We start from the raw sequence: 20,580 nt of genomic DNA on the forward strand, positions 1-20,580 counted from the left end.
CGGAGGATTGCTCCTCCTGTGAAAACGGAGGATCCGATGACGAAAAAGGCGGGAACGGTGCGCATCGGCGTATCCGGCTGGACCTATGCGCCCTGGCGCGGCCAATTCTATCCGGAAGGCCTGCCGCAGAAGCAGGAACTTTCCTATGCCGCCCGGCGCTTCCCGTCGATCGAGATCAACGGCACCTTCTACAGCCTGCAGCGTTCGGACAGCTTCGGCCGCTGGCGCGACGAAACACCCGAGAATTTCGTCTTCGCGGTCAAGGGGCCGCGCTTCATCACCCATATGCTGCGGCTGCGCGAGATCGAGACGGCGCTCGCCAATTTTCTCGCCTCCGGCCTGCTGCGGCTTGGCCCCAAGCTTGGGCCGATCCTCTGGCAATTCCCGCCGAACATGGCCTTCGATCCCGATCTTTTCGAAAACTTCCTGGCGCTGCTGCCGCAGCACCGCGATGCGGCTGAAGCACTCGCCAAGCGGCATGACGGGCACGTGAAAGGCCGCGCCTGGCTTCGAAGCGACGGCGATCAGCCGCTCCGCCACGCGCTGGAAATCCGCCACGACAGCTTCCGCTCTCCTGCCTTCATCGAGATGCTCCGGCGACATAATGTCGCCCTCGTCTGCGCCGACACGGTGGAATGGCCATTGCTGATGGATATCACCGCCGATTTCGTTTATTGCCGCCTGCATGGTTCCGAACAACTCTATGTCAGCGGCTATGAGGACGAGGCACTCGACCTATGGGCCGAACGCGTCCGCGCCTGGGCAACCGGCGGAGAACCGAAAAATGCGACGCGGGTGCTGGCGCCGCTCGCAGCGTCCAACAAGGGCCGCGACGTCTATCTCTATTTCGACAATACCGACAAGAAGCTGCGCGCGCCTGTCGACGCCGAGCATCTCAGCCAGAGGCTTGCCGGTCTCGTGCCGCGATCGGCGCCGAAAGCCGCATGAGTTGTTGATGCCGATGTCCTTGTTGCGAAAATCCTTGTCCCGACAGCGACAAGCGGCATACTAAGACAATCGATCAACATGCGGATGGGTGGAGAATGCGCTTAAGGGTCAAGGTCAAGGAACACTTCGGCAAGAAATTCGATGAGGAAATTCGTTTCTTCCGGGGCATGATGCAGGGGCCGAAGACGGTCGGCTCGATCGTGCCGACCTCGTCGATCACCGCCAAGCGCATGGCAAGCGTCATCGATATGCATTCCGGGCTGCCGGTGCTGGAGCTTGGCCCGGGCACGGGCGCCATCACCAAGGCGATCCTCGGCCGCGGCGTGAAGCCGGACAATCTGGTGGCGATCGAATATTCGACGGATTTCCACCAGCATCTGCAGCGCGCCTATCCCGGCGTGCACTTCATCAATGGCGATGCCTTCGATCTGCAGGCGACGCTGGGTGCATTCGGCGACCGGACGTTCGATTGTGTCATCTCCTGCATTCCGCTCCTGAACTTCCCGATGGCGATGCGCGTCTCGTTGCTCGAAAGCCTGCTCGACCGCCTGCCGCCGGGCCGGCCAGTGGTGCAGATCTCCTATGGCGCGATCTCGCCGATCGCCGCCAATCCCGACCGCTACCATATTCAGCATTTCGACTTCGTCATGCGCAACATTCCGCCAGCGCAGCTCTGGATCTACAGGCGCGGCTGATGTTCGGGCTCTATATCACCCATCCGCAGGTGAGGATCGACGCCAACGTGCCGGTGCCGAAATGGGGGCTTTCCGATCTCGGCGCGGCGCGGGCGCGCAAAGCCGCCGAGAACGGCTGGGCGCGGCAATTGCGGCGCATCGTCTCCAGCGACGAGACCAAGGCAATCGAGACGGCCGAAATTCTGGCGGCGGCCTCCGGCGTGACGATCGAGATCGTCCACGGCATGCACGAGAACGACCGTTCCGCCACCGGCTTCCTGCCGCCGCCGCAATTCGAGGAAGCGGCCGACTGGTTCTTCGCCCATCCGGAAGAAAGCTTCAAAGGCTGGGAGCGCGCCGTCGATGCGCAGGCCCGCATCGTTACCGCGGTGAAGACCGTTCTTGCTGCACATGATGCGGCAGCCCCGATCGCCTTCGTCGGCCATGGCGGCGTCGGCACGCTGCTCAAATGCCACTTGGCCGGCAGACCGATCGGCCGCGACCGCGACCAGCCGGGCGGCGGCGGCAATCTCTATGCTTTCGGCCTTGCGGATCTGGCCCTGACATGCGACTGGACACCCATCGAAGACTGGCGGGGGTGACTTGAAATGGACGCACGCGAGCGGCTGATCGTCGGCCTGGATGTTCCAACGATCGGCGAAGCGGAAAAACTGGTTTCCACGCTCGGCGACGACGTTCTCTTCTATAAGATCGGCTATCAACTGGTCTTTGCCGGCGGGCTGGAATTTGCCCGTGATCTTGCCGCAAGCGGCAAGAAGATCTTCCTCGACATGAAGCTGCTCGACATCGACAACACCGTTGCCTCAGGCGTCGAGAACATCGCCAAGATGGGCATGTCGATGCTGACGCTGCATGCCTATCCCAAGGCGATGAAGGCAGCGGTCGAGGCGGCCGCCGGCTCCGGCCTCTGCCTGCTCGGTGTCACCGTGCTGACCTCGATGGATGCCGAAGACCTGGCCGAGGCCGGCTACAGCCAGGATCCGCACAGCCTGGTGTTGCGCCGCGCCGGGCAGGCACGCGCCGCCGGCATGGGCGGCATCGTCTGCTCGGCGGCCGAGGCGGCCGAGGTGCGCGAGATCGTCGGACCCGACATGGCGATCGTCACGCCCGGCATTCGCCCGACGGGCAGCGAGCATGGCGACCAGAAGCGGGTGATGACGCCGTTCGATGCGCTGAAGGCGGGGGCGACGCATCTTGTCGTTGCCCGGCCGATCGTCAAGGCGCCCGATCCCCGGCATGCCGCTCGCGCCGTGCTCAACGAAATGGTTGCCGCGCGCTGGCCGGCAAACCGCTGACAGACATAAACGCAAAAGGGAGAAGACCATGGCCAAGGGATATTGGATCGCCCGCGTCGATGTTCGCGATGCCGAGCGCTACAAGGATTATGTGGCGGCGGCCAAGCCCGCCTTCGAAAAATACGGCGCAAATTTCCTGGCACGCGGCGGCGCCTTCACCGAACTGGAAGGCAGGGCGCGCGCCCGCAACGTGGTGATCGAATTCCCCTCGATGCAACATGCGGTCGACTGCTACAATTCACCGGAATACCAGATCGCCGCCAAAATCCGCCAGGAAGTGGCGGATGCGGAGATGGTCGTCGTCGAAGGCATCTAGAGCGCCATGCGTCCTTTCGCACGATGCGTCAGGCGAGTTCGCATCCGCAAAAACTGACGGTGCGAGAGGCCTTCCCGTCGCGCCGGGATTGGGCTAAGACGGTGCCGATACAGCATCCTGCCAAGCCTTTCGAGGAACCTGCCATGACCCTTGCCAACCTGCCGCCGCTCGTCACCGTGTTCGGAGGGTCCGGCTTCGTGGGCAGGCACGTCGTTCGGGCGCTCGCGAAACGCGGCTATCGCATCCGCGTCGCCATGCGCCGTCCCGATCTCGCCGGTTTCCTGCAGCCGCTCGGCAATGTCGGGCAGATCTCCTTCGTCCAGGCAAACCTGCGTTATCGCAACTCGATCGACCGCGCCGTCGACGGTGCCGATCATGTCGTCAACTGCGTCGGCATTCTGCACGAGACCGGCCGCAACACCTTCGACGCCGTGCAGGAATTCGGCGCGCGCGCGGTCGCTGAAGCGGCACGCGGCGTTGGCGCCACGCTCGCCCATATTTCGGCCATCGGCGCCAATGCCCAGTCCGAGTCCGGCTATGGCCGCACCAAGGGCCGCGCCGAAACCGCCATCCTCTCCGTCAAGCCCGATGCGGTGATCTTCCGCCCGTCGATCGTCTTCGGCCCGGAGGACAGCTTCTTCAACAAGTTTGCCGACATGGCCCGCATGTCGCCGGTCCTGCCGCTCATCGGCGGCGGCAAAACGAAATTCCAACCCGTCTATGTCGAGGATGTCGCCGAGGCCGTCGCCCGCGCCGTCGATGGCAAGGTCGCCGGTGGCAAGGTCTATGAGCTTGGCGGGCCCGAGGTGCTGAGCTTCCGCGAATGTCTCGAGATGATGCTGAAGGTGACGTGCCGCAAAAGCCCGCTGGTCTCCCTGCCCTTCGGTATTGCGTCGATGATCGGCAGCATCGCATCGCTGATCCCCTTCATAACGCCGCCGATCACGCCGGATCAGGTGCGCATGCTAAAGCAAGACAACATCGTTTCCGCTGCGGCCGAGTCGGAAGGTCGTACGTTGCAGGGCCTCGGCATTGCGCCGACCATGGCCGCATCGGTGCTCGGCTCCTACCTCGTGCATTATCGTCCGCACGGCCAGTATACCGGCACCGGCAAGGCCGCCTGACCAATTTTTTGAACCGTCGGAACGACGCCGTTCGCGCATGCCGCGGACGGCGTTTTCTTTTGCCGGTTCAAGCAAAGCCGGCGCAAGTTTGAAATGTTGTTGTGCCAGTCAGACCAAGTGCCGTTGCATAAAAGACGCATCGGAAATTTTGTGGAATTAACGCCAAATTTAGCAGGAACGTTTATTGCTATTTGCCATTCCACTGACTACCAAGCCCGCGCGTCTTCCAACGGACTCAACGCTTGGGATCGCGTGCGGCAATCACTGTGAAAGGCATTTCTAGATGGGCAAGTCAATCGCGCTCCTGTTTGCGTGTGCGGCGCTGGTTATCCTCGCAGGCTCCTTCGTTGCGTCCGGCTCGGTCGCAGCGGTAAAGGGCGGCTGTTCGCCGGCTTACGGCGTCGATCCTTGCTCGACGGCTTCGATCAGCCATTGACGAAAGACCGGTCTCCCGCCGGCATCTTTCATAAAGACACGTAGCGGTCGGAGCGCCTGAAGCAGGACGCTCCAAAATGAACGCCCGGTCTGCCCGCTTCAAAACAGCAGCAGGCACCTACCTCTTTTTATTGTTATCTGACGGCGCCCTCGGCTGGCAATCGCATGCCTGCCCGCAAGCTCGACGCGGCAAATTGCATTCGCGCCGGGGCGCGGCGCGAATGCAAATGCGTTGGGATGCCTCAGCCGATCAAGCCGGTTGCGGCCATGCCGAGCAGCAACACGCCGAGAATGATGCGGTAGACGGCAAACAGCGTGAACCGGTTGCTTCTGATATAGGCCAGCAGCCATTTGACGGCGATGAACGCGACGATCGTCGAAACGACGAAGGCGATGCCGAGTGCGGTCCAGTCTTCGTTTGCCGCGCCGCCATCCTTGAAGGTCTTCAGCAATTCATAGCCGCTCGCCGCATACATGGTGGGGATGCCGACGAGAAAGGCGAATTCGGTTGCTGCGGCGCGGTTGCCGGTGCCGGCCAGCATGGCGACGAAGATCGTGGCACCGGAGCGCGAGGTTCCCGGGAAGATGCCGGCGACGATCTGGGCGATGCCGACCAGCATGGCGACGAGCCAGGTGATTTCCTTATGGGGGGCTTTGCGCGCCGCAGCCCATTCGGCAAAGATCATCCAGATACCGCCGATGATCAGCGCCCAGGCGATCGGCGTCGCCGTCTCCGGCAGTTCGAAACCGAGCTTCTTGACGATAAGCCCGAGGATTGCGGTGATGAGAAAGGCGACGATCAGCTTGGCGGCATAATCGCGGTTCGCAGGCTCCCGCCAGCCAAGCACCAGATCCAGCAGCCGACGCCAGTAGATGATGGTGACGGCGAGGATGGCGCCGGCCTGGATGACGATGTTGAACATGTCCGACCGGTGGCCGAGCCATTGCTCCGCAATGATCAGATGGCCGGTGCTCGAGATCGGCAGAAATTCGGTAATCCCCTCGATGATACCGAGAAGCGCAGCATTGATATAATCCATACATTGTCTCCGTTTAAAGGTCGGTCGGGCCTGACCGCTTGGGTCGATCAGGCCGCCGCTTCCATTCGTTCGTTAGACCGTATCTCGCCATTGTCAGATGGCGTAAAATCCGATTCGCTTGTATTGGCGGGGCCAAGCTCCTATAGCTTCAACCATTGAGTCATGACTAGGGCGCTATAACTGAGCTGCCACACAGTCCTGTAACAGCAATCACGAAGCTCGAGTATCGATGCCCACGCTTTATCATCATCCCATGTCATCCGCATCTCGCTTCGTCCGGCTGATCCTGGCCGAATACGGCTATCAGGCGGATCTGATCGAGGAGCAGACATGGGAGAAGCGCCGGGATTTCCTGGCGCTCAACCCGGCCGGCACGCTGCCTGTTTATGTCGACGACAGCATGCGGGCGCTCTGCGGCGCGACCGTCATTTCCGAATACCTGGATGAGACGCATGGCGTGTTGAAGCGCGACCGGCGGCTGCTCGCCGAAGACCCTTTCCAGCGGGCGGAAATCCGCCGGCTGAGCGAGTGGTTCATGCAGAAGATGGAAAACGACGTGACCAAGCCGCTCGCCCGCGAGCGGGTCTACAAGTTGCAGATGACATCAGATCAGGGCGGCGGCGCGCCGGATTCGAAGATTTTGCGCACGGCCCGCGCGAATATCCGCCAGCATATGCGCTATCTCACCTGGCTTGCCGGCTCGCGCCAATGGCTGGCGGGCGAGCGGATGAGCTATGCCGACCTTGCCGCCGCGGCCTCGATCTCGATCCTCGATTATCTCGGCGAGATCGACTGGGCGGATGCGCCCGTCGTCAAGGACTGGTACCAGCGGCTGAAATCGCGCCCCTCCTTCCGGCCGATGCTGACCGAGCGGGTGCGCGGCCTGACGCCGGTTTCGCATTATGCCGATCTGGATTTCTGACGAGGGCTCTCCATGCCCGAAGCCGATAAAGATGACAAAGAGCGCCGCCGCCGCGACAATTTGACCACGTTCGTGCGGGCGGAATCTGCCGCCAAGGGCTTCGATCTCTGCCGCATCACGCGGCCCGACGCGATTCCCGAAGCCAAAGAGCGCCTCGGCCAGTTCATCGATGCCGGGCGCCATGGGACGATGGAGTGGATGGCGGAGACGCGCGATCGGCGCGGCGATCCGCGCACCCTCTGGAGCGAGGTGCGATCCGTGGTCGTCTTCGGCCTCAACTATGCGCCGGAGGAAGATCCGCGCGGCATCCTCGGCAAACCCGATAGAGCGGCGATATCGGTCTATGCCCGCAACCGCGACTATCACGACATCATCAAGGGCCGGCTGAAAGAGATCGCCACGCGATTTGCGGCGCGGGCCGGCGCCGATGTCAAAGTCTTCGTCGATACCGCCCCGGTCATGGAAAAGCCGCTGGCGGCGGCGGCCGGGCTCGGCTGGCAGGGCAAACATACCAACCTCGTCAGCCGCACGCACGGTTCCTGGCTGTTTCTCGGCAGCATGTTCACCACCGCGAATCTCGCCGTCGACGCTGAAGAGACGGATCATTGCGGCTCCTGCCGCGCCTGCCTCGACGCCTGCCCGACGGCCGCCTTTCCGGCACCCTATCAGATCGATGCGCGGCGCTGCATCTCCTATCTTACCATCGAGCATAAGGGTCCGATCGACCCCGCGCTGCGGGTGCCGATCGGCAATCGCATCTATGGCTGCGACGACTGTCTTGCCGCCTGTCCCTGGAACAAGTTCGCAAGTGCGGCCTCCGAGATGAAGCTGAAGGCGCGGGACGATCTGCAGGAGCCGTCGATCGCCTTTCTGCTGACGCTTGACGATGCCGCCTTCCGCGCCTTTTTCAGCGGCTCGCCGGTGAAGCGGATCGGCCGCGATCGCTTCATCCGCAATGTGCTGATCGCCGCCGGCAATTCCGGCGAGAAGGCGCTTATCGCCCAATGTCGGCAGCTCGCCGCAGATGCCTCGCCGGTGGTGCGGGGAATGGCGGTGTGGGCGCTGTCGCGGCTGATGGAGGCTGGCGAATTTTCAGGCTTTGCGACACAACGAGCCGATGAGACCGACGACGACGTGCTGACTGAATGGCGGCTGGCGGGAGTAAGCTGATGCATGCGATGATTTTTGGCTGCGGTTATTCCGGCACGGCGATCGCCAAGGCCTTCGCCGGCGACGGCGTGCGCATTTCCGGCACCACGCGCTCTGCCGACAAAATCGAGGCGCTGCGGCGGAACGGCATCGAAGCCTTCCTTTTCGACGGCGAGACCATGGAGGACGGATTGCGCCGGGCTCTGGCCGATGTCACCCATCTCGTGCAGTCGATCGCACCTGGAAAGGCCGACCCGCTGCTGCGGCTGCTCGGCGGAGACGGCGCAAGCCTGCCACCCGGGCTCGAATGGATCGGTTATCTCTCCACCGTCGGCGTCTATGGCGACCACAAGGGCGCTTGGATAAACGAGGAAACGCCCTGCGTGCCGGTTTCCGGGCGCTCGAAGGAGCGGCTCGAAGCGGAAGAGGGCTGGCTGGCAATGGGCCGGGAGCGCGGCGTGCCGGCGGCGGTGCTTCGCCTTTCCGGTATTTACGGGCCGGGACGCAACGCCTTCTGCAATCTGGAAAAAGGCACGGCGCGGCGGCTGATCAAGAAGGACCAGGTGTTCAACCGCATCCGCGTCGAGGATATTGGCGCGGCGACCCGCTTCCTGTCGGACCAGCGCCTCGGCGGCATCTACAATATCACCGACGATCGCCCTAGCCCGCCGCAGGATGTGATCGTCGAGGCGGCGCGACTGATGGGCGTCGAACCGCCGCCGGAGCAGGCGTTTGAGACCACCGAGCTGACGCCGATGGCGCGCTCCTTCTACGGCGAAAACAAGCGGGTTTCGAATGCGAAACTCAAGGCCGCCGGCTTCGAATTCTCCTTCCCGAACTATCCGATGTCGCTTGCGCAATTGTGGCAGGACGGCCGCTGGCGGGGTTAGAGCCCAAGCGTTTCATATGCCCAGCATCAGCACCCAAAATGAGTAGGAAATACCTACTTTCCCCATTTGGCGGGACGATTTTGGCCGTATATTATGGTTAACGGCCTTTAAATTTGCGCAAATGTGGCGGAAAATATGGCGAAGCCGGAAAAAAATTTTCGCGATTTTTGTGAACGCGGGGATGTTAACCGCTTCACTGAAAAATTCGTTCGGATTTTAACTGATTTCACTGCGTTTTTTCTGGCTCAGCGATCACTGCCCGCTTCCGAAATTCCGTCACCGCGCTCACGAATGTTGCAACATGTAACACTCCGTGATCATGCGCGGCACTTTTTCGCCACTTTTTCACAGATTTAAGCCCCGCCGCCTGCAAGGGCGTGAGTTCAATAGTTGAGGGATACTCTGTTTTGAAGAAAATACGTCGTTCTATTGTCGCTGCCGTAACTATTGCAGCCTGCTCTTGCCTGCTTCCGGCGGAGAGTTTTGCTGGAAATGGCTGCGGCGGTGCTTCATGGTACGCACTTCACTCCAAAACTGCTTCCGGAGAACGTATGAACCCTGCCGTCTTGACTGCCGCACATCGTTCGCTTGCATTCGGCACCAAGGTCAAGGTCACCAACCGCAACAATGGCCGCACCGTCGTCGTTCGCATCAATGATCGCGGTCCGTTCATCCGTGGCCGGGTGCTCGACCTGTCGCGCGCTGCGGCACAAAACATCGGCATGGTGAGCTCCGGCACCGCGAAGGTTTGCTACCAGGTGATCAGCTAAGCTGACAGCCGGGGGTGATCAGCTAAGGCTGACAGTCGAGCCTGACAACCCAGCTGCGCCGTCAGCGGCGCTTGCTCTTGCCGTCAATCGCGGTTACCACGCCGTTGAGACTTGCGAACAATCCCGCGCGGATCAATCGCATACCACGGCAACAGGAGACTAGTGAATGCGTCTGGGCGGCCGCCTCGAAGGGGCGATTTCTGTGCTCGCGGATATCGATGCCCGCAAGCGGCCCGTTGCCGACGCGCTGAAGGACTGGGGCCTCGCGCACCGCTTCGCCGGTTCCGGCGATCGTGCGGCGATCGGCAACATCGTCTATGACGCCCTGCGCATGCGGCTTTCCCATGCCTGGTTGATGGATGACGACAGTGCCGCAGCGATTGCCTATGCCGTCATGTTTCGCCAATGGGGTTTTACACCGGACAGTCTTGCCACCGAACTGGCGGACGACAAGTTCGCGCCGGCGCCGCTGAGCGCCGATGCCGCGGCCGCCTTTGCAAGCCGTTCGCTCGACGACGCGCCGCCGCACATCCGCGGTGATATTCCCGAATGGATCCAACCCTCCTTCGAACAGGCCTTCGGCGCCAACTGGCTTACCGAGGCACAGGCGCTCGCGGCGCGACCGACGCTTGATCTGCGCGCCAACATTTTAAAATCCTCCCGCGACAAGGCCGTCAAGGCGCTCGAAAGAGCCGGCGCGCAGGCGGCGAAGATCGCCCGCTACGGCATCCGGATTGCCGCCGGCGAAGGCGCCTCGCGTCTTCCCAACGTGACGGCCGAGCTATCGTTCCAAAAAGGCTGGTTCGAAGTTCAGGATGAAGGATCGCAGATCGTCGCCGATCTGGTGCTCGCCCATGAGGGCGACCAGGTTCTCGATTATTGCGCCGGCGGCGGCGGCAAGACGCTCGCCATGGCGGCCGCCATGCAGAACAAGGGACAGGTTCACGCCTATGACGCCGACCGCAAACGGCTGGCGCCGATCATCGAGCGGCTGAAGCGGGCAGGCACGCGCAATGTCCAGGTGCATGACGACGCCAGGGGGCTTTCCGGCCTTGCCGGGCGCTGCGACAAGGTGCTGGTCGATGCGCCCTGCACCGGCACCGGTACATGGCGCCGCCGTCCCGACACGAAATGGCGGCTGACGGCAAAGAACCTCGACGAGCGTACCGCCCAGCAGCAGGACGCACTGACGCAGGCAAGCGGCTTCGTCAAGTCAGGCGGCGAGCTGATTTACGTCACCTGCTCGGTGCTGCCCCAGGAAAACGAGGAACAGGTACGCCGCTTCACCGCCGACAATCCTGATTTCCAGATCGTCAGCGCCCTGCCCGCCTGGGATGGCCTCTTCGGCAAAGACGCCCCGCGGCCACACTCTTCCGACGGGCTGACGGTGACGCTGACGCCTGCTTCCACCGACACGGACGGCTTCTTCTTCTGCCGCATGCAGCGCAAGGGCTGACCCGCGGCGAAAGCGCGCGGCGGCTGCCGATTTTCGGGCGAATGCCTGGCGAAACAAGCTCCTTCGCCGCCCCTCTCCATCCTTAAAACCATTCCAAACTAGAGCATTTGACACCAGTTTGCTTTTGCGCGAAGAGACGGAGCCCGATTTAGGCGGAATATCCGTCACAGGAGAGGATCATGAAGCTCAATAAATTCCGCGCAGCCGTGCTGGCGATTGCCCCCGCCGCCCTGCTCGCCGTTCCCGCGCATGCCGAAACCGATGCGGCTGCCGTGGTGAAACATTATGCCGACGTGGCGCATGCGAAATACGAAGACTCGCTGATCACGGCGAAGGCGCTCGACGCCGCGATCGACGCCTTCCTGAAGGCTCCTGATGACGCGACGCTGAAGTCCGCCCGGGACGCCTGGATCAAGGCGCGCGTTCCCTACCAGCAGACGGAAGTCTATCGCTTCGGCAATCCGATCGTCGACGACTGGGAAGGCAAGGTTAATGCATGGCCTCTCGATGAAGGCCTGATCGACTATGTCGATCCCTCCTACGGCACCGAGAGCGACGAAAATTCGCTTTATGTGGCCAATGTCATCGCCAACAAGACGATCAAGATCGACGGCAAGGACGTCGACGCCTCCAAGCTGACGCCGGAATTCCTCTCCGGCACGCTCGCCGAGGCCGGCGGCATCGAAGCCAACGTCGCGACCGGCTACCACGCCATCGAATTCCTCCTCTGGGGCCAGGATCTGAACGGCACGGGACCCGGCGCGGGCGACCGCCCGGCAACCGATTACGATCTCAAGAACTGCACGCACGGCAATTGCGACCGCCGCGCCGAATATCTGAAATCCGCCTCCACGCTGCTGGTGTCCGACCTGCAGGAAATGACCGATAACTGGAAGGCGGACGGCGCTGCGACGAAGAACGTCGAAGCCGACCCCAAGGCCGGCCTGGTCGCGATCCTGACGGGCATGGGTTCGCTCTCCTATGGCGAGCTTGCCGGCGAGCGCATGAAGCTCGGCCTGCTGCTGCACGATCCTGAAGAAGAGCACGATTGCTTCTCCGACAATACCTACAACTCGCATCTCAACGACGCGATCGGCATCGCCGCCGCCTATACCGGCAACTATACGCGCGTCGACGGCACCAAGCTCAGCGGCCCGTCGCTGCACGACCTGGTGGCCGCCAAGGACAAGGCGCTCGATGCGGAGTTGGAAGGCAAACTCAACAAGACGCTCGATGCCATGAACGCCATGGCAAAGCGCGGCGAGACGGTCGAGAAGTACGACCAGATGATCGGCGAGGGCAACAAGGAAGGCAATGCCGTCGTCCAGGCCGCTATCGACGGGCTGATCGACCAGACGAAATCGGTACAGCGCGTTATTGCCGCACTTGATCTCGGCACAGTTCAGCTTGAAGGTTCCGACAGCTTGGATAATCCTAACGCCGTCTTCAAATAAGCAAAGGCGGGCCGCTTCGATGGCGGAGCGGCCCGGACTCTGAAATGCCATCTATTGCCTCCCTCATTCCTGTGCCCTCAGGGCTTTGCCCGAGGGATGTCACAGGAATCCAGCCACGGCGCGTCGGCGCCGTGAATGACTTGGTCAAAGGGAAGTCTTCCGCGCCCAAGGACTCGAGCGCACTGGATTCCTGTGACATCCCTCGGGTCAAGCCCGAGGACAGGAATGAGGGCGTGGAAAGGGAAGCGCGCGTCAGCACCCTCAAGCTTGCCGCTCGGGCTCATCACCTTCTCTCAAAATTCCGTCTCTTCCTTCGCCTCGCCGTTTTCGCGGCCCTTGCCGGAGCGCCCGTGGCTTTTGCCGCCGGTTTCGATCTTCCAACCAAACGCACCGACCTCTCCGAGGCCGATCTCAAACGCGTCGCCGACGTCACACGGCCGACGGCGGACTTTTCCAAGGCCGAGCAATATGAGGCAATGCAGGCGGGTGCGGCGACCTCGATCGATCCGGTCACTCAAGACAGTTTCTCGCATATTTCGGCCAACATTCCCTTCGAGGAAGAGCAGAATTTCAAGCTCGGCAATGCGCTTTTCCGCAAGCTCTGGGTGTCCTCGCCGTCTTCAACGCAGGCCTCCGATGGGCTCGGGCCGCTCTTCAACGCCCGCTCCTGCATGAGCTGTCACCTCAATGACGGCCGCGGCAAACCGCCGGAGGGAGGCCCAAGCGCCGTCTCGATGTTCCTGCGGCTTTCCCGCACGGCCGGCACCGCGGAAGAAGAAAAGGCGATCGCAAGCGCGGATATCCTCAATTTCCCCGATCCGGTCTATGGCCATCAGTTGCAGGATCTTGCCGTTCCCGGTCTTGCCGCCGAGGGCCGGATGACAATCCGCTACGATGAGGAGACGGCGACACTTGGCGACGGCGAGACCGTGTCGTTGCGCCGGCCGCATTATGCGGCAACGAACCTTGCCTACGGACCGCTCGATGCCGCGACGACGATCTCGGCCCGTGTCGCCCCTGCCATGATCGGCCTCGGGCTAATCGAGGCGATCCCCGAAGCCGATATTCTTGCCCATGCCGACCCCGACGATGCCGATGGCGATGGCATTTCCGGCAAGGCAGCGATCGTCCGCGACCACCGCAGCGGCAAGATCGCGCTCGGCCGCTTCGGCTGGAAGGCGCAGAACGCCACGGTGCGCGACCAGAATGCCGACGCCTTCGCCAATGATATCGGCGTCTCGACACCCGACCACCCCGATGCGCATGGCGATTGCACCAAGGCGGAGAAAAAGTGCCTTGAGATGCCGACCGGCGTGCAGAAACGGCTGGGTGCGCAAGAGGCGCCGGGCCCTATTCTCGACCTCGTGAGCTTCTATTCCGAAAACCTTGCCGTTCCCGCGCGCCGCAAGGCGAGCTTCCCCGAGACCCTGCGGGGCAAGCAAATCTTTTACGAAAGCGGCTGCATTTCCTGCCATGTGCCGAAATTCGTCACCCGCCGGGATTCGCCCGACAAGGCACAGTCCTTCCAGCTGATCTGGCCCTATTCCGACTTTCTTCTGCACGATATGGGCGAGGGGCTTGCCGACGGGCAGCAGGTCGGCCTTGCAAGCGGACGTGAATGGCGCACGCCGCCGCTATGGGGTATAGGACTGACCCGGACTGTCAGCGGACACAGCTTTTTCCTGCATGACGGCCGTGCGCGGAATCTCACCGAAGCGATCCTCTGGCACGGCGGCGAAGCTGAAAAGGCCCGCAACGCTTTCTCCTCCCTGTCGAAAGATGACAGGGCAGCCCTGATTACATTCCTGGAGTCACTTTGATGCGCCTTTGGCACCCCCTGCTCTGCCTCACTCTGATCGGCCTCGCCACATCAGCGGCCGCCCAGACCGCCGCTCCTCCGGCAGGGCTGAACGAGGATGCCGTTCCCGCCGTGATGCAGCGCGCCGTCGACGAGGTGATCCGTCCCGGCTATCGCAACATGCAGCAATCGGCCGCCCGGCTGACGACGGCGATGAAGGATCTCTGCGACGGCGGCACGCAGCAGACGCTCGACAAGGCAAAATCGGCGTTCGACGATACGATCCGCTACTGGTCGATCATCGAAATCGTCCAGACCGGGCCGGTCATCCAGGACAATCTCTTCGAGCACATCCTGTTCTACCCCGACCGCAAGGGCGTCGGCCTGAAGCAGGTGCAGGCGCTGATCGCCAAGGCCGACCCGAAGGATGCGACGGTCGATGCGATCGCCGGCAAGAGCGTGGCGCTGCAGGGCCTGACGGCGCTGGAATACGTGCTTTACGGCAACGGCGCGGACGATCTGATCAAGCAGAAGGGCGGCTTCCGCTGCCTCTACGGCGCCGCGGTCGCCGGCAATATCCAGCGTGAGGCCGGCGAAGTCGTCGCCGCCTGGGAAAAACCCGACGGCGTGCAGGCGAGCTGGAAGCATCCGGGCCCGCAGAGCGACGATTTCATGGACAATAAGGAGGCCGTGACCGCGCTGCTCGGCATTCTCGTCCACGGCGCGGAGAATGTCCGCGACCAGCGGCTCGAACAGTTCTACAAGGGCAAGGATACGCCGCCGCGTCCGCGCATGGCGATTTACTGGCGCTCGAAAAATACCTGGAAATCGATGGCCGCCAATCTGGAGGGGCTGCGCACGCTCTGGCAGAAGGCCGGCATGGCCGAGCTTCTGCCGCCGGACAAACAGGCAGTCGCCGCCTCGATCGACGAGGACTTCAAATCGCTGCTCGACAGCGTGCCGAAACTCAACCCCGATATAGACGCCGCCACCAGCGATGCGGAAAAGGCCAAGCTCGACACGCTTTTGGCCGAAAGCCGTGATCTGATCACCCGGATCAGCGACGACTATGGCGCGGCCATCGGACTTTCGGCCGGCTTTTCCTTTTCGGACGGAGACTGAAGCGATGATGCGGAGCCCCGCGATCGACCGACGCAATTTCGTCAAGGCGGCGGGACTGGGCTTCCTCGCCACCTTGGCGCCGAGATCGCTGATGGCCCTGGAGCGGGCGGATGCGGTCTATGCCTCGGGCATTCGGGCGGCCGACGGCTCCTTTGCCGTCGCCACCGTGACCGAGCGCGGCGAGATCGTCGATCAGGTCAAGCTTCCCGCCCGCGCCCACGGCATGGCCTCCAGCGCCGCCACCGGCAGGACCGTCGCCTTCGCGCGCCGGCCCGGCACCTATGCGATGATCTTCGACCCCCGGCACAAGAGCGAGCCGATCGTCATCAGCGCCAGGGAAGACCGGCATTTCTACGGCCACGGCGCCTTTTCTGCCGATGGCCGTCTGCTTTACGCCAGCGAGAACGACTTCGACGGCAATCGCGGCATGATCGGCATCTACGACGCCAGCAACCGCTTTGCTCGCATCGGCGAATACGAGACCTATGGCATCGGTCCGCACGACATGACGGTTTCCGACGACGGACGCCTTCTGATCGTCGCCAATGGCGGCATCGAGACACATCCGGATTTCGGCCGCACCAAACTCAATCTCGGGGAGATGCAGCCGTCGCTGGTGCTGATCGACGCGGCAACCGGGGCGCTCATCGAAAAACATGTGCTGCCGGCGCAATGGGCGGCGCTTTCCACCCGCCACGTCGATCTCGATGACAAGGGCCGCATCTGGTTTGCCTGCCAGTATGAAGGCCACCGCAAGGATTTGCCGCCGCTTGTCGGCCATTTCACCAAGGGCGAAGACCTTTCCTTCATCGACCTGCCGGAGCAGACGACGCGCAGGCTTGCCAATTACGTCGGAGCGATCGCCGTCAATCGCCGCGAGGGCCTCGTCGGCATCACCTCGCCGAAGGGCGGCGCCTCGGTGACCATCGACGCAGGGACGGGCAAGGTGCTGGCCGAGACCACCATTGCGGACGCGGCCGGCATCGCGCCGGCAAAGAGCGGCTTTGCCGTCTCCTCCTACGACGGCGATTTCCTGGCGACCCGTAGCGACGTCGCCTGGGATCAGCACATCGTGCGGCTCTAGCCAGACCGCGAATAGGCTTTCTGCTCGGCGCTGACGCTTGATGCCGCGGCCCTTGCGGCCTCGTGTAGCCATTCGCTTCCCCGCGCCTTGATATCGCCGAGGATCACGGCGACCGCCGCCGCATCGTTGGAATGGCAATTGGCGATCTCAAAACCCATCAGCTCGAGCATCGTCGGCGAAAGCAGCAGTTCGGGGTGCCGGTCGATTTCGATCTTACAGCTGTTCGGCGAGAGCCGGCGAACGAGTATGCGACCGGAAACCTGGTAGTGCGGATCGGCGCACCGCGCCCGCCCATTGGCGATCTCTACCGCATGGATCGCCACGTCCTCAGGTCTGTGGCGGAGCGACCAGGCGGACGGCAGCAGCGCCTTGGCCTCACGCAGCACCGGCCCGCCCTGCCATTCCGCATAGGCGACGAAACGCGGCCGGCCGAGGCTGCCGGTGCCACCGCTGCGTGGCTTCGCAACGAAGGCTCCCGAGCCGGGCGGCAGCGCAGCTGTCAGCGCCTTGACATAAGCGGATGGCGGCGACTCCTTGCCAGGAGGCAGCATTTCGTATTTCTCCCAAAATTCCCGGCGCTCGGAATTCGGCAGCATCAGCGCCTTGCGCAGCCATTTGTGATCGCGCTCGAGGATGACGGGCAGCGGATTTTCAAGGCCCCTGAGATAGCCGCTGAGGATCGTCTCGCTTATCATCCGTACCGAGGGACCGTCGTCGCCACGGGCCAGGACGGCGCTTGCCGCAAGACGGACGAGATCCAGCGCATAGGGCATCACCGCTGCATCGTCGAAATCATTGACGCCCCAGACGAGCCGGCCTTCGGCATCGCGCCAGGTGCCGAAATTCTCCAGATGCGTATCGCCGATCGCCAGCACCTCCGGCGCGCCGCCGAGCTCCGGGCAGATATCGAGGATGATCTCGCACCAGCGCCAATAGGTGGCACGCAGGAAGACGAAGCCGCCGCTGCGCATCTTCTCGTGCTTCTCAAGAAGATCCTCGTTGACGAGCTCGCCGCCGAGCTCAACGGCCAGCCAGGTCTCGAAATTCCGGACCGATTGCGATATCGTCGTCATGCGCCGGCGCTCCGTTCTTTCGAGACATGACGCGGAGAATACGCGCTGAGCGCGAAGCTGCAATCGTCTTCGCACCGGCTTGCATTACCCGCTTGCATGGCGACGGAAAGACGAAAGGTTGCCCCGGCGACACGGCCGCAGCTTTCCATCGGCGCTGAGACCGATTTCAGCAATGTGCAGCTTGTCGAATCCGGCCCGCCATGCCACTTTCCCGGCTGCAAGAGGGGCAGACATGAGCGAGACTGACAGGGGCGATTTCCGCGCGCGAATCCGCCGCAATTTTGCGCGGCAGGCGGCGATGGAGACGATCGGCGCGGAGCTGACGCGCGTCGAGCACGGCGTCGTCGAGATCGAGCTTCCCTTCGACGTCAAACTGACACAGCAGCACGGCATCCTGCACGCAGGCATCATTTCCGCAGCGCTCGATTCAGCCTGCGGCTTTGCCGCCTACAGCGTCATCGACCCCGAAGCCTCGATCCTGACGATCGAATTCAAGGTCAACCTCATGTCGCCGGGGCGTGGCGATCGTTTCCTGTTCCGCGGGGAAATCACCAAACCCGGCTCCACCATCATCGTCGCCGACGGGCGAGGCTACGCGATTAGCGACGGGCCGGCGAAACTCATCGCCTCCATGACCGGAACGATGATGGTGATCCGCGGCAGAGAAGGAATTACGGGATGAAGTTCGAGCTGAAGTCGGTCGCGGGAAAATCCATGCTGTTCGTCATGGCGGCGGAGGCCGAATACGGCCCCTTCCTGCGGTCGCGCATCGAACCCTTGATGACCGGCGTCGGCCCGGTCGAGGCGGCGGTCGCGCTAACCAAGACGCTGGCGCGGCTGGATGCCGCCGACGACCTGCCGGATCTTGTCGTTTCGCTCGGCTCTGCCGGCTCCGCGAAGCTGGAGCAGACGGAAATCTATCAGGTAACCTCGGTTTCCTACCGCGACATGGACGCTTCGCCGCTCGGCTTCGAAAAGGGCCGCACGCCCTTCCTCGACCTGCCGGCAACGCTCGAGCTGCCGCTGCGCATTCCGGGCATTGCCGAAGCAAGCCTTTCCACCGGCGGCAACGTCATCTCGGGGACCGCCTATGGCGCCATCGACGCCGACATGGTCGACATGGAGACCTATGCGGTGCTGCGCGCCTGCCAGGGCTACAAGCTGCCGCTGATCGGCCTTCGCGGCATTTCCGACGGCGCGGTCGAGCTGCAGCACATCTCGGGCTGGACGGAATATCTGCACATCGTCGACCGCAAGCTCTCCTACGGCGTCGACAGCCTGTTCACGGCGCTGGAGGATGGGGTTTTCTGGTTCTGACCACTCGAAAGCGCCGCGCGTCAGCCACGCGGGGACAATCGGAACAATAAAAACCCGATGCCGCCGATTCCCGGATTGCAAGGCGAAGCGCTTTTCATTAAAGCCTCGCCATGACCCAGACAGCACATCCCGACTCCGTTCTCATCGTCGATTTCGGCAGCCAGGTGACCCAGCTCATCGCACGACGCGTGCGCGAGGCCGGCGTCTATTGCGAGATCGTTCCCTTCCAATCGGCCGAAGAGGGCTTCAAGCGCCTTCACCCGAAGGCCGTGATCCTGTCCGGCAGCCCGGCCTCCACGGTCGACGAGGGATCGCCGCGAGCGCCGCAGATCATCTTCGACAGCGGTCTGCCTGTCTTCGGCATCTGCTACGGCCAGCAGACCATGTGCATGCAGCTCGGCGGCAAGGTCGAGAGCGGCCACCACCGCGAATTCGGCCGCGCCTTCCTCGACGTCGACAAGGACTGCCAGTTGTTCGAGGGCCTCTGGTCATCCGGCTCGCGCCATCAGGTGTGGATGAGCCACGGCGACCGCGTCACGGCGCTGCCCGACGGTTTCGAGGTGGTCGCCACCTCCTCCAACGCGCCCTACGCCTTCATCGCCGACGAGAAGCGCAAATATTACGGCGTGCAGTTCCATCCCGAGGTCGTGCACACGCCCGACGGCGCCAAGCTGATCGGCAACTTCATCCATAACATTGCCGGCATCAAGGGCGACTGGTCGATGTCGGCCTACCGGCAGAAGGCGGTCGACGAGATCCGCAAGCAGGTGGGCGACAAGCGCGTCATCTGCGCGCTTTCCGGCGGCGTCGACAGTTCGGTCGCCGCGCTGCTGATCCACGAGGCGGTCGGCGATCAGCTGACCTGCATCCTCGTCGACCATGGACTGATGCGCAAGGACGAGGCGGCCAACGTCGTCGCCATGTTCCGCGAGCACTACAATCTGCATCTGCTGCACGTCGACGCTTCCGACCGTTTCATCGGCGAGCTCGAAGGCGTCAGTGACCCGGAAACCAAGCGCAAGATCATCGGCAGGCTCTTCATCGAGACCTTCGAGGAAGAGGCCAAGAAACTCGGCGGCGCCGACTTCCTCGGCCAGGGCACGCTCTATCCCGACGTGATCGAGAGCGTTTCCTTCACCGGCGGCCCGTCGGTGACGATCAAGTCGCACCACAATGTCGGCGGCCTGCCGGAGCGCATGAAGATGCAGCTCGTCGAGCCGCTGCGCGAACTCTTCAAGGACGAGGTCCGCGCGCTCGGCCGCGAACTCGGCCTGCCCGACAGCTTCATCGGCCGTCACCCCTTCCCCGGCCCCGGCCTTGCCATCCGCTGCCCGGGCGGCATCAGCCGCGAAAAGCTGGAGATCCTGCGCGAAGCCGATGCGATTTATCTCGACGAAATCCGCAAGGCCGGCCTCTACGACGCCATCTGGCAGGCCTTTGCCGTGCTGCTGCCCGTCCAGACCGTCGGCGTCATGGGCGACGGGCGCACCTACGAATTCGTCTGCGCACTGCGCGCCGTCACCTCCGTCGACGGCATGACCGCCGATTTCTACCACTACGACATGGAATTCCTCGGCCGCGCCGCAACGCGCATCATCAACGAGGTTCGCGGCATCAACCGCGTGGTTTATGACGTGACGTCGAAGCCGCCCGGCACGATCGAGTGGGAGTGAGCATAGCCGTCAGCGGCAC

General features: G+C 62.9%; 21 protein-coding genes. 19 read left to right on the forward strand and 2 right to left on the reverse strand.

The genetic code is table 11. The features are described 5' to 3' along the window. Positions 1 to 36: 36 nt before the first annotated feature. The 7 genes from ATY75_RS28275 to ATY75_RS34775 all read left to right on the forward strand — a co-directional run bounded on the left by ATY75_RS28275 (position 37) and on the right by ATY75_RS34775 (position 4,814). Positions 37 to 948: a DUF72 domain-containing protein gene (locus ATY75_RS28275; protein ID WP_088940062.1), complete on the forward strand. Its 912-nt coding sequence runs from the start codon at positions 37 to 39 to the stop codon at positions 946 to 948. A 95-nt stretch (positions 949 to 1,043) separates the two neighbouring features. Continuing rightward, on the forward strand, positions 1,044 to 1,643 hold the full coding sequence (gene pmtA, locus ATY75_RS28280; protein ID WP_064835989.1) for a phospholipid N-methyltransferase PmtA: 600 nt from the start codon (positions 1,044 to 1,046) through the stop codon (positions 1,641 to 1,643). Next, on the forward strand, positions 1,643 to 2,224 hold the full coding sequence (locus ATY75_RS28285; RefSeq protein WP_088940063.1) for a histidine phosphatase family protein: 582 nt from the start codon (positions 1,643 to 1,645) through the stop codon (positions 2,222 to 2,224). The genes pmtA and ATY75_RS28285 overlap by 1 nt, the downstream gene beginning before the upstream one ends. Before the next feature lie 6 nt (positions 2,225 to 2,230). Beyond that, positions 2,231 to 2,938 carry an orotidine-5'-phosphate decarboxylase gene (gene pyrF, locus ATY75_RS28290; protein WP_088940064.1) on the forward strand — a complete coding sequence of 236 codons (708 nt, stop codon included), beginning with the start codon at positions 2,231 to 2,233 and terminating at the stop codon, positions 2,936 to 2,938. 28 nt (positions 2,939 to 2,966) lie between these two features. Continuing rightward, the gene (locus ATY75_RS28295) at positions 2,967 to 3,254 is read left to right on the forward strand and encodes a DUF1330 domain-containing protein (protein ID WP_088940065.1); all 288 of its coding nucleotides are present in this window, start codon (positions 2,967 to 2,969) and stop codon (positions 3,252 to 3,254) included. A 143-nt stretch (positions 3,255 to 3,397) separates the two neighbouring features. After that, positions 3,398 to 4,378 carry a complex I NDUFA9 subunit family protein gene (locus ATY75_RS28300; protein ID WP_088940066.1) on the forward strand — a complete coding sequence of 327 codons (981 nt, stop codon included), beginning with the start codon at positions 3,398 to 3,400 and terminating at the stop codon, positions 4,376 to 4,378. A gap of 283 nt (positions 4,379 to 4,661) precedes the next feature. Further along, complete coding sequence (locus ATY75_RS34775) at positions 4,662 to 4,814, forward strand: hypothetical protein (RefSeq protein ID WP_003570911.1); 153 nt, start codon at positions 4,662 to 4,664, stop codon at positions 4,812 to 4,814. Positions 4,815 to 5,055: 241 nt separating this feature from the next. On the opposite strand, the gene ATY75_RS28310 is transcribed toward ATY75_RS34775, so the two are convergent. Continuing rightward, a complete protein-coding gene (locus ATY75_RS28310; protein WP_088940067.1) occupies positions 5,056 to 5,853 on the reverse strand; it encodes an undecaprenyl-diphosphate phosphatase in 798 nt (265 codons plus the stop codon). A gap of 229 nt (positions 5,854 to 6,082) precedes the next feature. On the opposite strand from ATY75_RS28310, the gene ATY75_RS28315 reads away from it, so the two are divergent. The 9 genes from ATY75_RS28315 to ATY75_RS28355 all read left to right on the forward strand — a co-directional run bounded on the left by ATY75_RS28315 (position 6,083) and on the right by ATY75_RS28355 (position 16,498). Then, on the forward strand, positions 6,083 to 6,775 hold the full coding sequence (locus ATY75_RS28315) for a glutathione S-transferase family protein (protein ID WP_003589086.1): 693 nt from the start codon (positions 6,083 to 6,085) through the stop codon (positions 6,773 to 6,775). Positions 6,776 to 6,787: 12 nt separating this feature from the next. Continuing rightward, positions 6,788 to 7,945, forward strand: coding sequence for a tRNA epoxyqueuosine(34) reductase QueG (queG, locus tag ATY75_RS28320; RefSeq protein WP_088940068.1), 1,158 nt, complete (start codon positions 6,788 to 6,790; stop codon positions 7,943 to 7,945). After that, the gene (locus ATY75_RS28325; protein ID WP_088940069.1) at positions 7,945 to 8,814 is read left to right on the forward strand and encodes an SDR family oxidoreductase; all 870 of its coding nucleotides are present in this window, start codon (positions 7,945 to 7,947) and stop codon (positions 8,812 to 8,814) included. Before queG ends, ATY75_RS28325 begins: the two co-directional genes overlap by 1 nt. A gap of 407 nt (positions 8,815 to 9,221) precedes the next feature. Continuing rightward, on the forward strand, positions 9,222 to 9,584 hold the full coding sequence (locus ATY75_RS28330; RefSeq protein ID WP_064835975.1) for a septal ring lytic transglycosylase RlpA family protein: 363 nt from the start codon (positions 9,222 to 9,224) through the stop codon (positions 9,582 to 9,584). Between the two features lie 166 nt (positions 9,585 to 9,750). Beyond that, entirely contained in the window at positions 9,751 to 11,040 is a 1,290-nt protein-coding gene (locus ATY75_RS28335) for an RsmB/NOP family class I SAM-dependent RNA methyltransferase (protein WP_088940070.1), read from the forward strand. 179 nt (positions 11,041 to 11,219) lie between these two features. Next, positions 11,220 to 12,494, forward strand: coding sequence for an imelysin family protein (locus tag ATY75_RS28340; protein ID WP_088940071.1), 1,275 nt, complete (start codon positions 11,220 to 11,222; stop codon positions 12,492 to 12,494). Positions 12,495 to 12,538: 44 nt separating this feature from the next. Beyond that, positions 12,539 to 14,314, forward strand: a complete 1,776-nt coding sequence (locus tag ATY75_RS28345; protein WP_088940072.1) for a di-heme oxidoredictase family protein — start codon at positions 12,539 to 12,541, stop codon at positions 14,312 to 14,314. After that, entirely contained in the window at positions 14,314 to 15,414 is a 1,101-nt protein-coding gene (locus tag ATY75_RS28350) for an imelysin family protein (RefSeq protein ID WP_088940073.1), read from the forward strand. Before ATY75_RS28345 ends, ATY75_RS28350 begins: the two co-directional genes overlap by 1 nt. A 4-nt stretch (positions 15,415 to 15,418) precedes the next feature. Further along, positions 15,419 to 16,498 carry a DUF1513 domain-containing protein gene (locus tag ATY75_RS28355; RefSeq protein WP_088940074.1) on the forward strand — a complete coding sequence of 360 codons (1,080 nt, stop codon included), beginning with the start codon at positions 15,419 to 15,421 and terminating at the stop codon, positions 16,496 to 16,498. On the opposite strand, the gene ATY75_RS28360 is transcribed toward ATY75_RS28355, so the two are convergent. Then, complete coding sequence (locus ATY75_RS28360) at positions 16,495 to 17,571, reverse strand: DUF2252 family protein (RefSeq protein ID WP_088940075.1); 1,077 nt, start codon at positions 17,569 to 17,571, stop codon at positions 16,495 to 16,497. The two genes, ATY75_RS28355 and ATY75_RS28360, sit on opposite strands and share 4 nt — an antisense overlap. Before the next feature lie 232 nt (positions 17,572 to 17,803). Between ATY75_RS28360 and ATY75_RS28365 the strand changes: the two genes are divergently transcribed. The 3 genes from ATY75_RS28365 to guaA all read left to right on the forward strand — a co-directional run bounded on the left by ATY75_RS28365 (position 17,804) and on the right by guaA (position 20,561). Further along, positions 17,804 to 18,253, forward strand: coding sequence for a PaaI family thioesterase (locus ATY75_RS28365; protein WP_003544704.1), 450 nt, complete (start codon positions 17,804 to 17,806; stop codon positions 18,251 to 18,253). Beyond that, a complete protein-coding gene (locus tag ATY75_RS28370) occupies positions 18,250 to 18,888 on the forward strand; it encodes a 5'-methylthioadenosine/S-adenosylhomocysteine nucleosidase (protein WP_088940076.1) in 639 nt (212 codons plus the stop codon). Before ATY75_RS28365 ends, ATY75_RS28370 begins: the two co-directional genes overlap by 4 nt. A gap of 110 nt (positions 18,889 to 18,998) precedes the next feature. After that, positions 18,999 to 20,561: a glutamine-hydrolyzing GMP synthase gene (guaA, locus tag ATY75_RS28375; protein ID WP_088940077.1), complete on the forward strand. Its 1,563-nt coding sequence runs from the start codon at positions 18,999 to 19,001 to the stop codon at positions 20,559 to 20,561. The last annotated feature ends 19 nt before the right edge of the window (positions 20,562 to 20,580 follow it).

The sequence above is a fragment of the Rhizobium sp. N122 genome, from assembly GCF_002211295.1.
GTDB lineage: Bacteria > Pseudomonadota > Alphaproteobacteria > Rhizobiales > Rhizobiaceae > Rhizobium.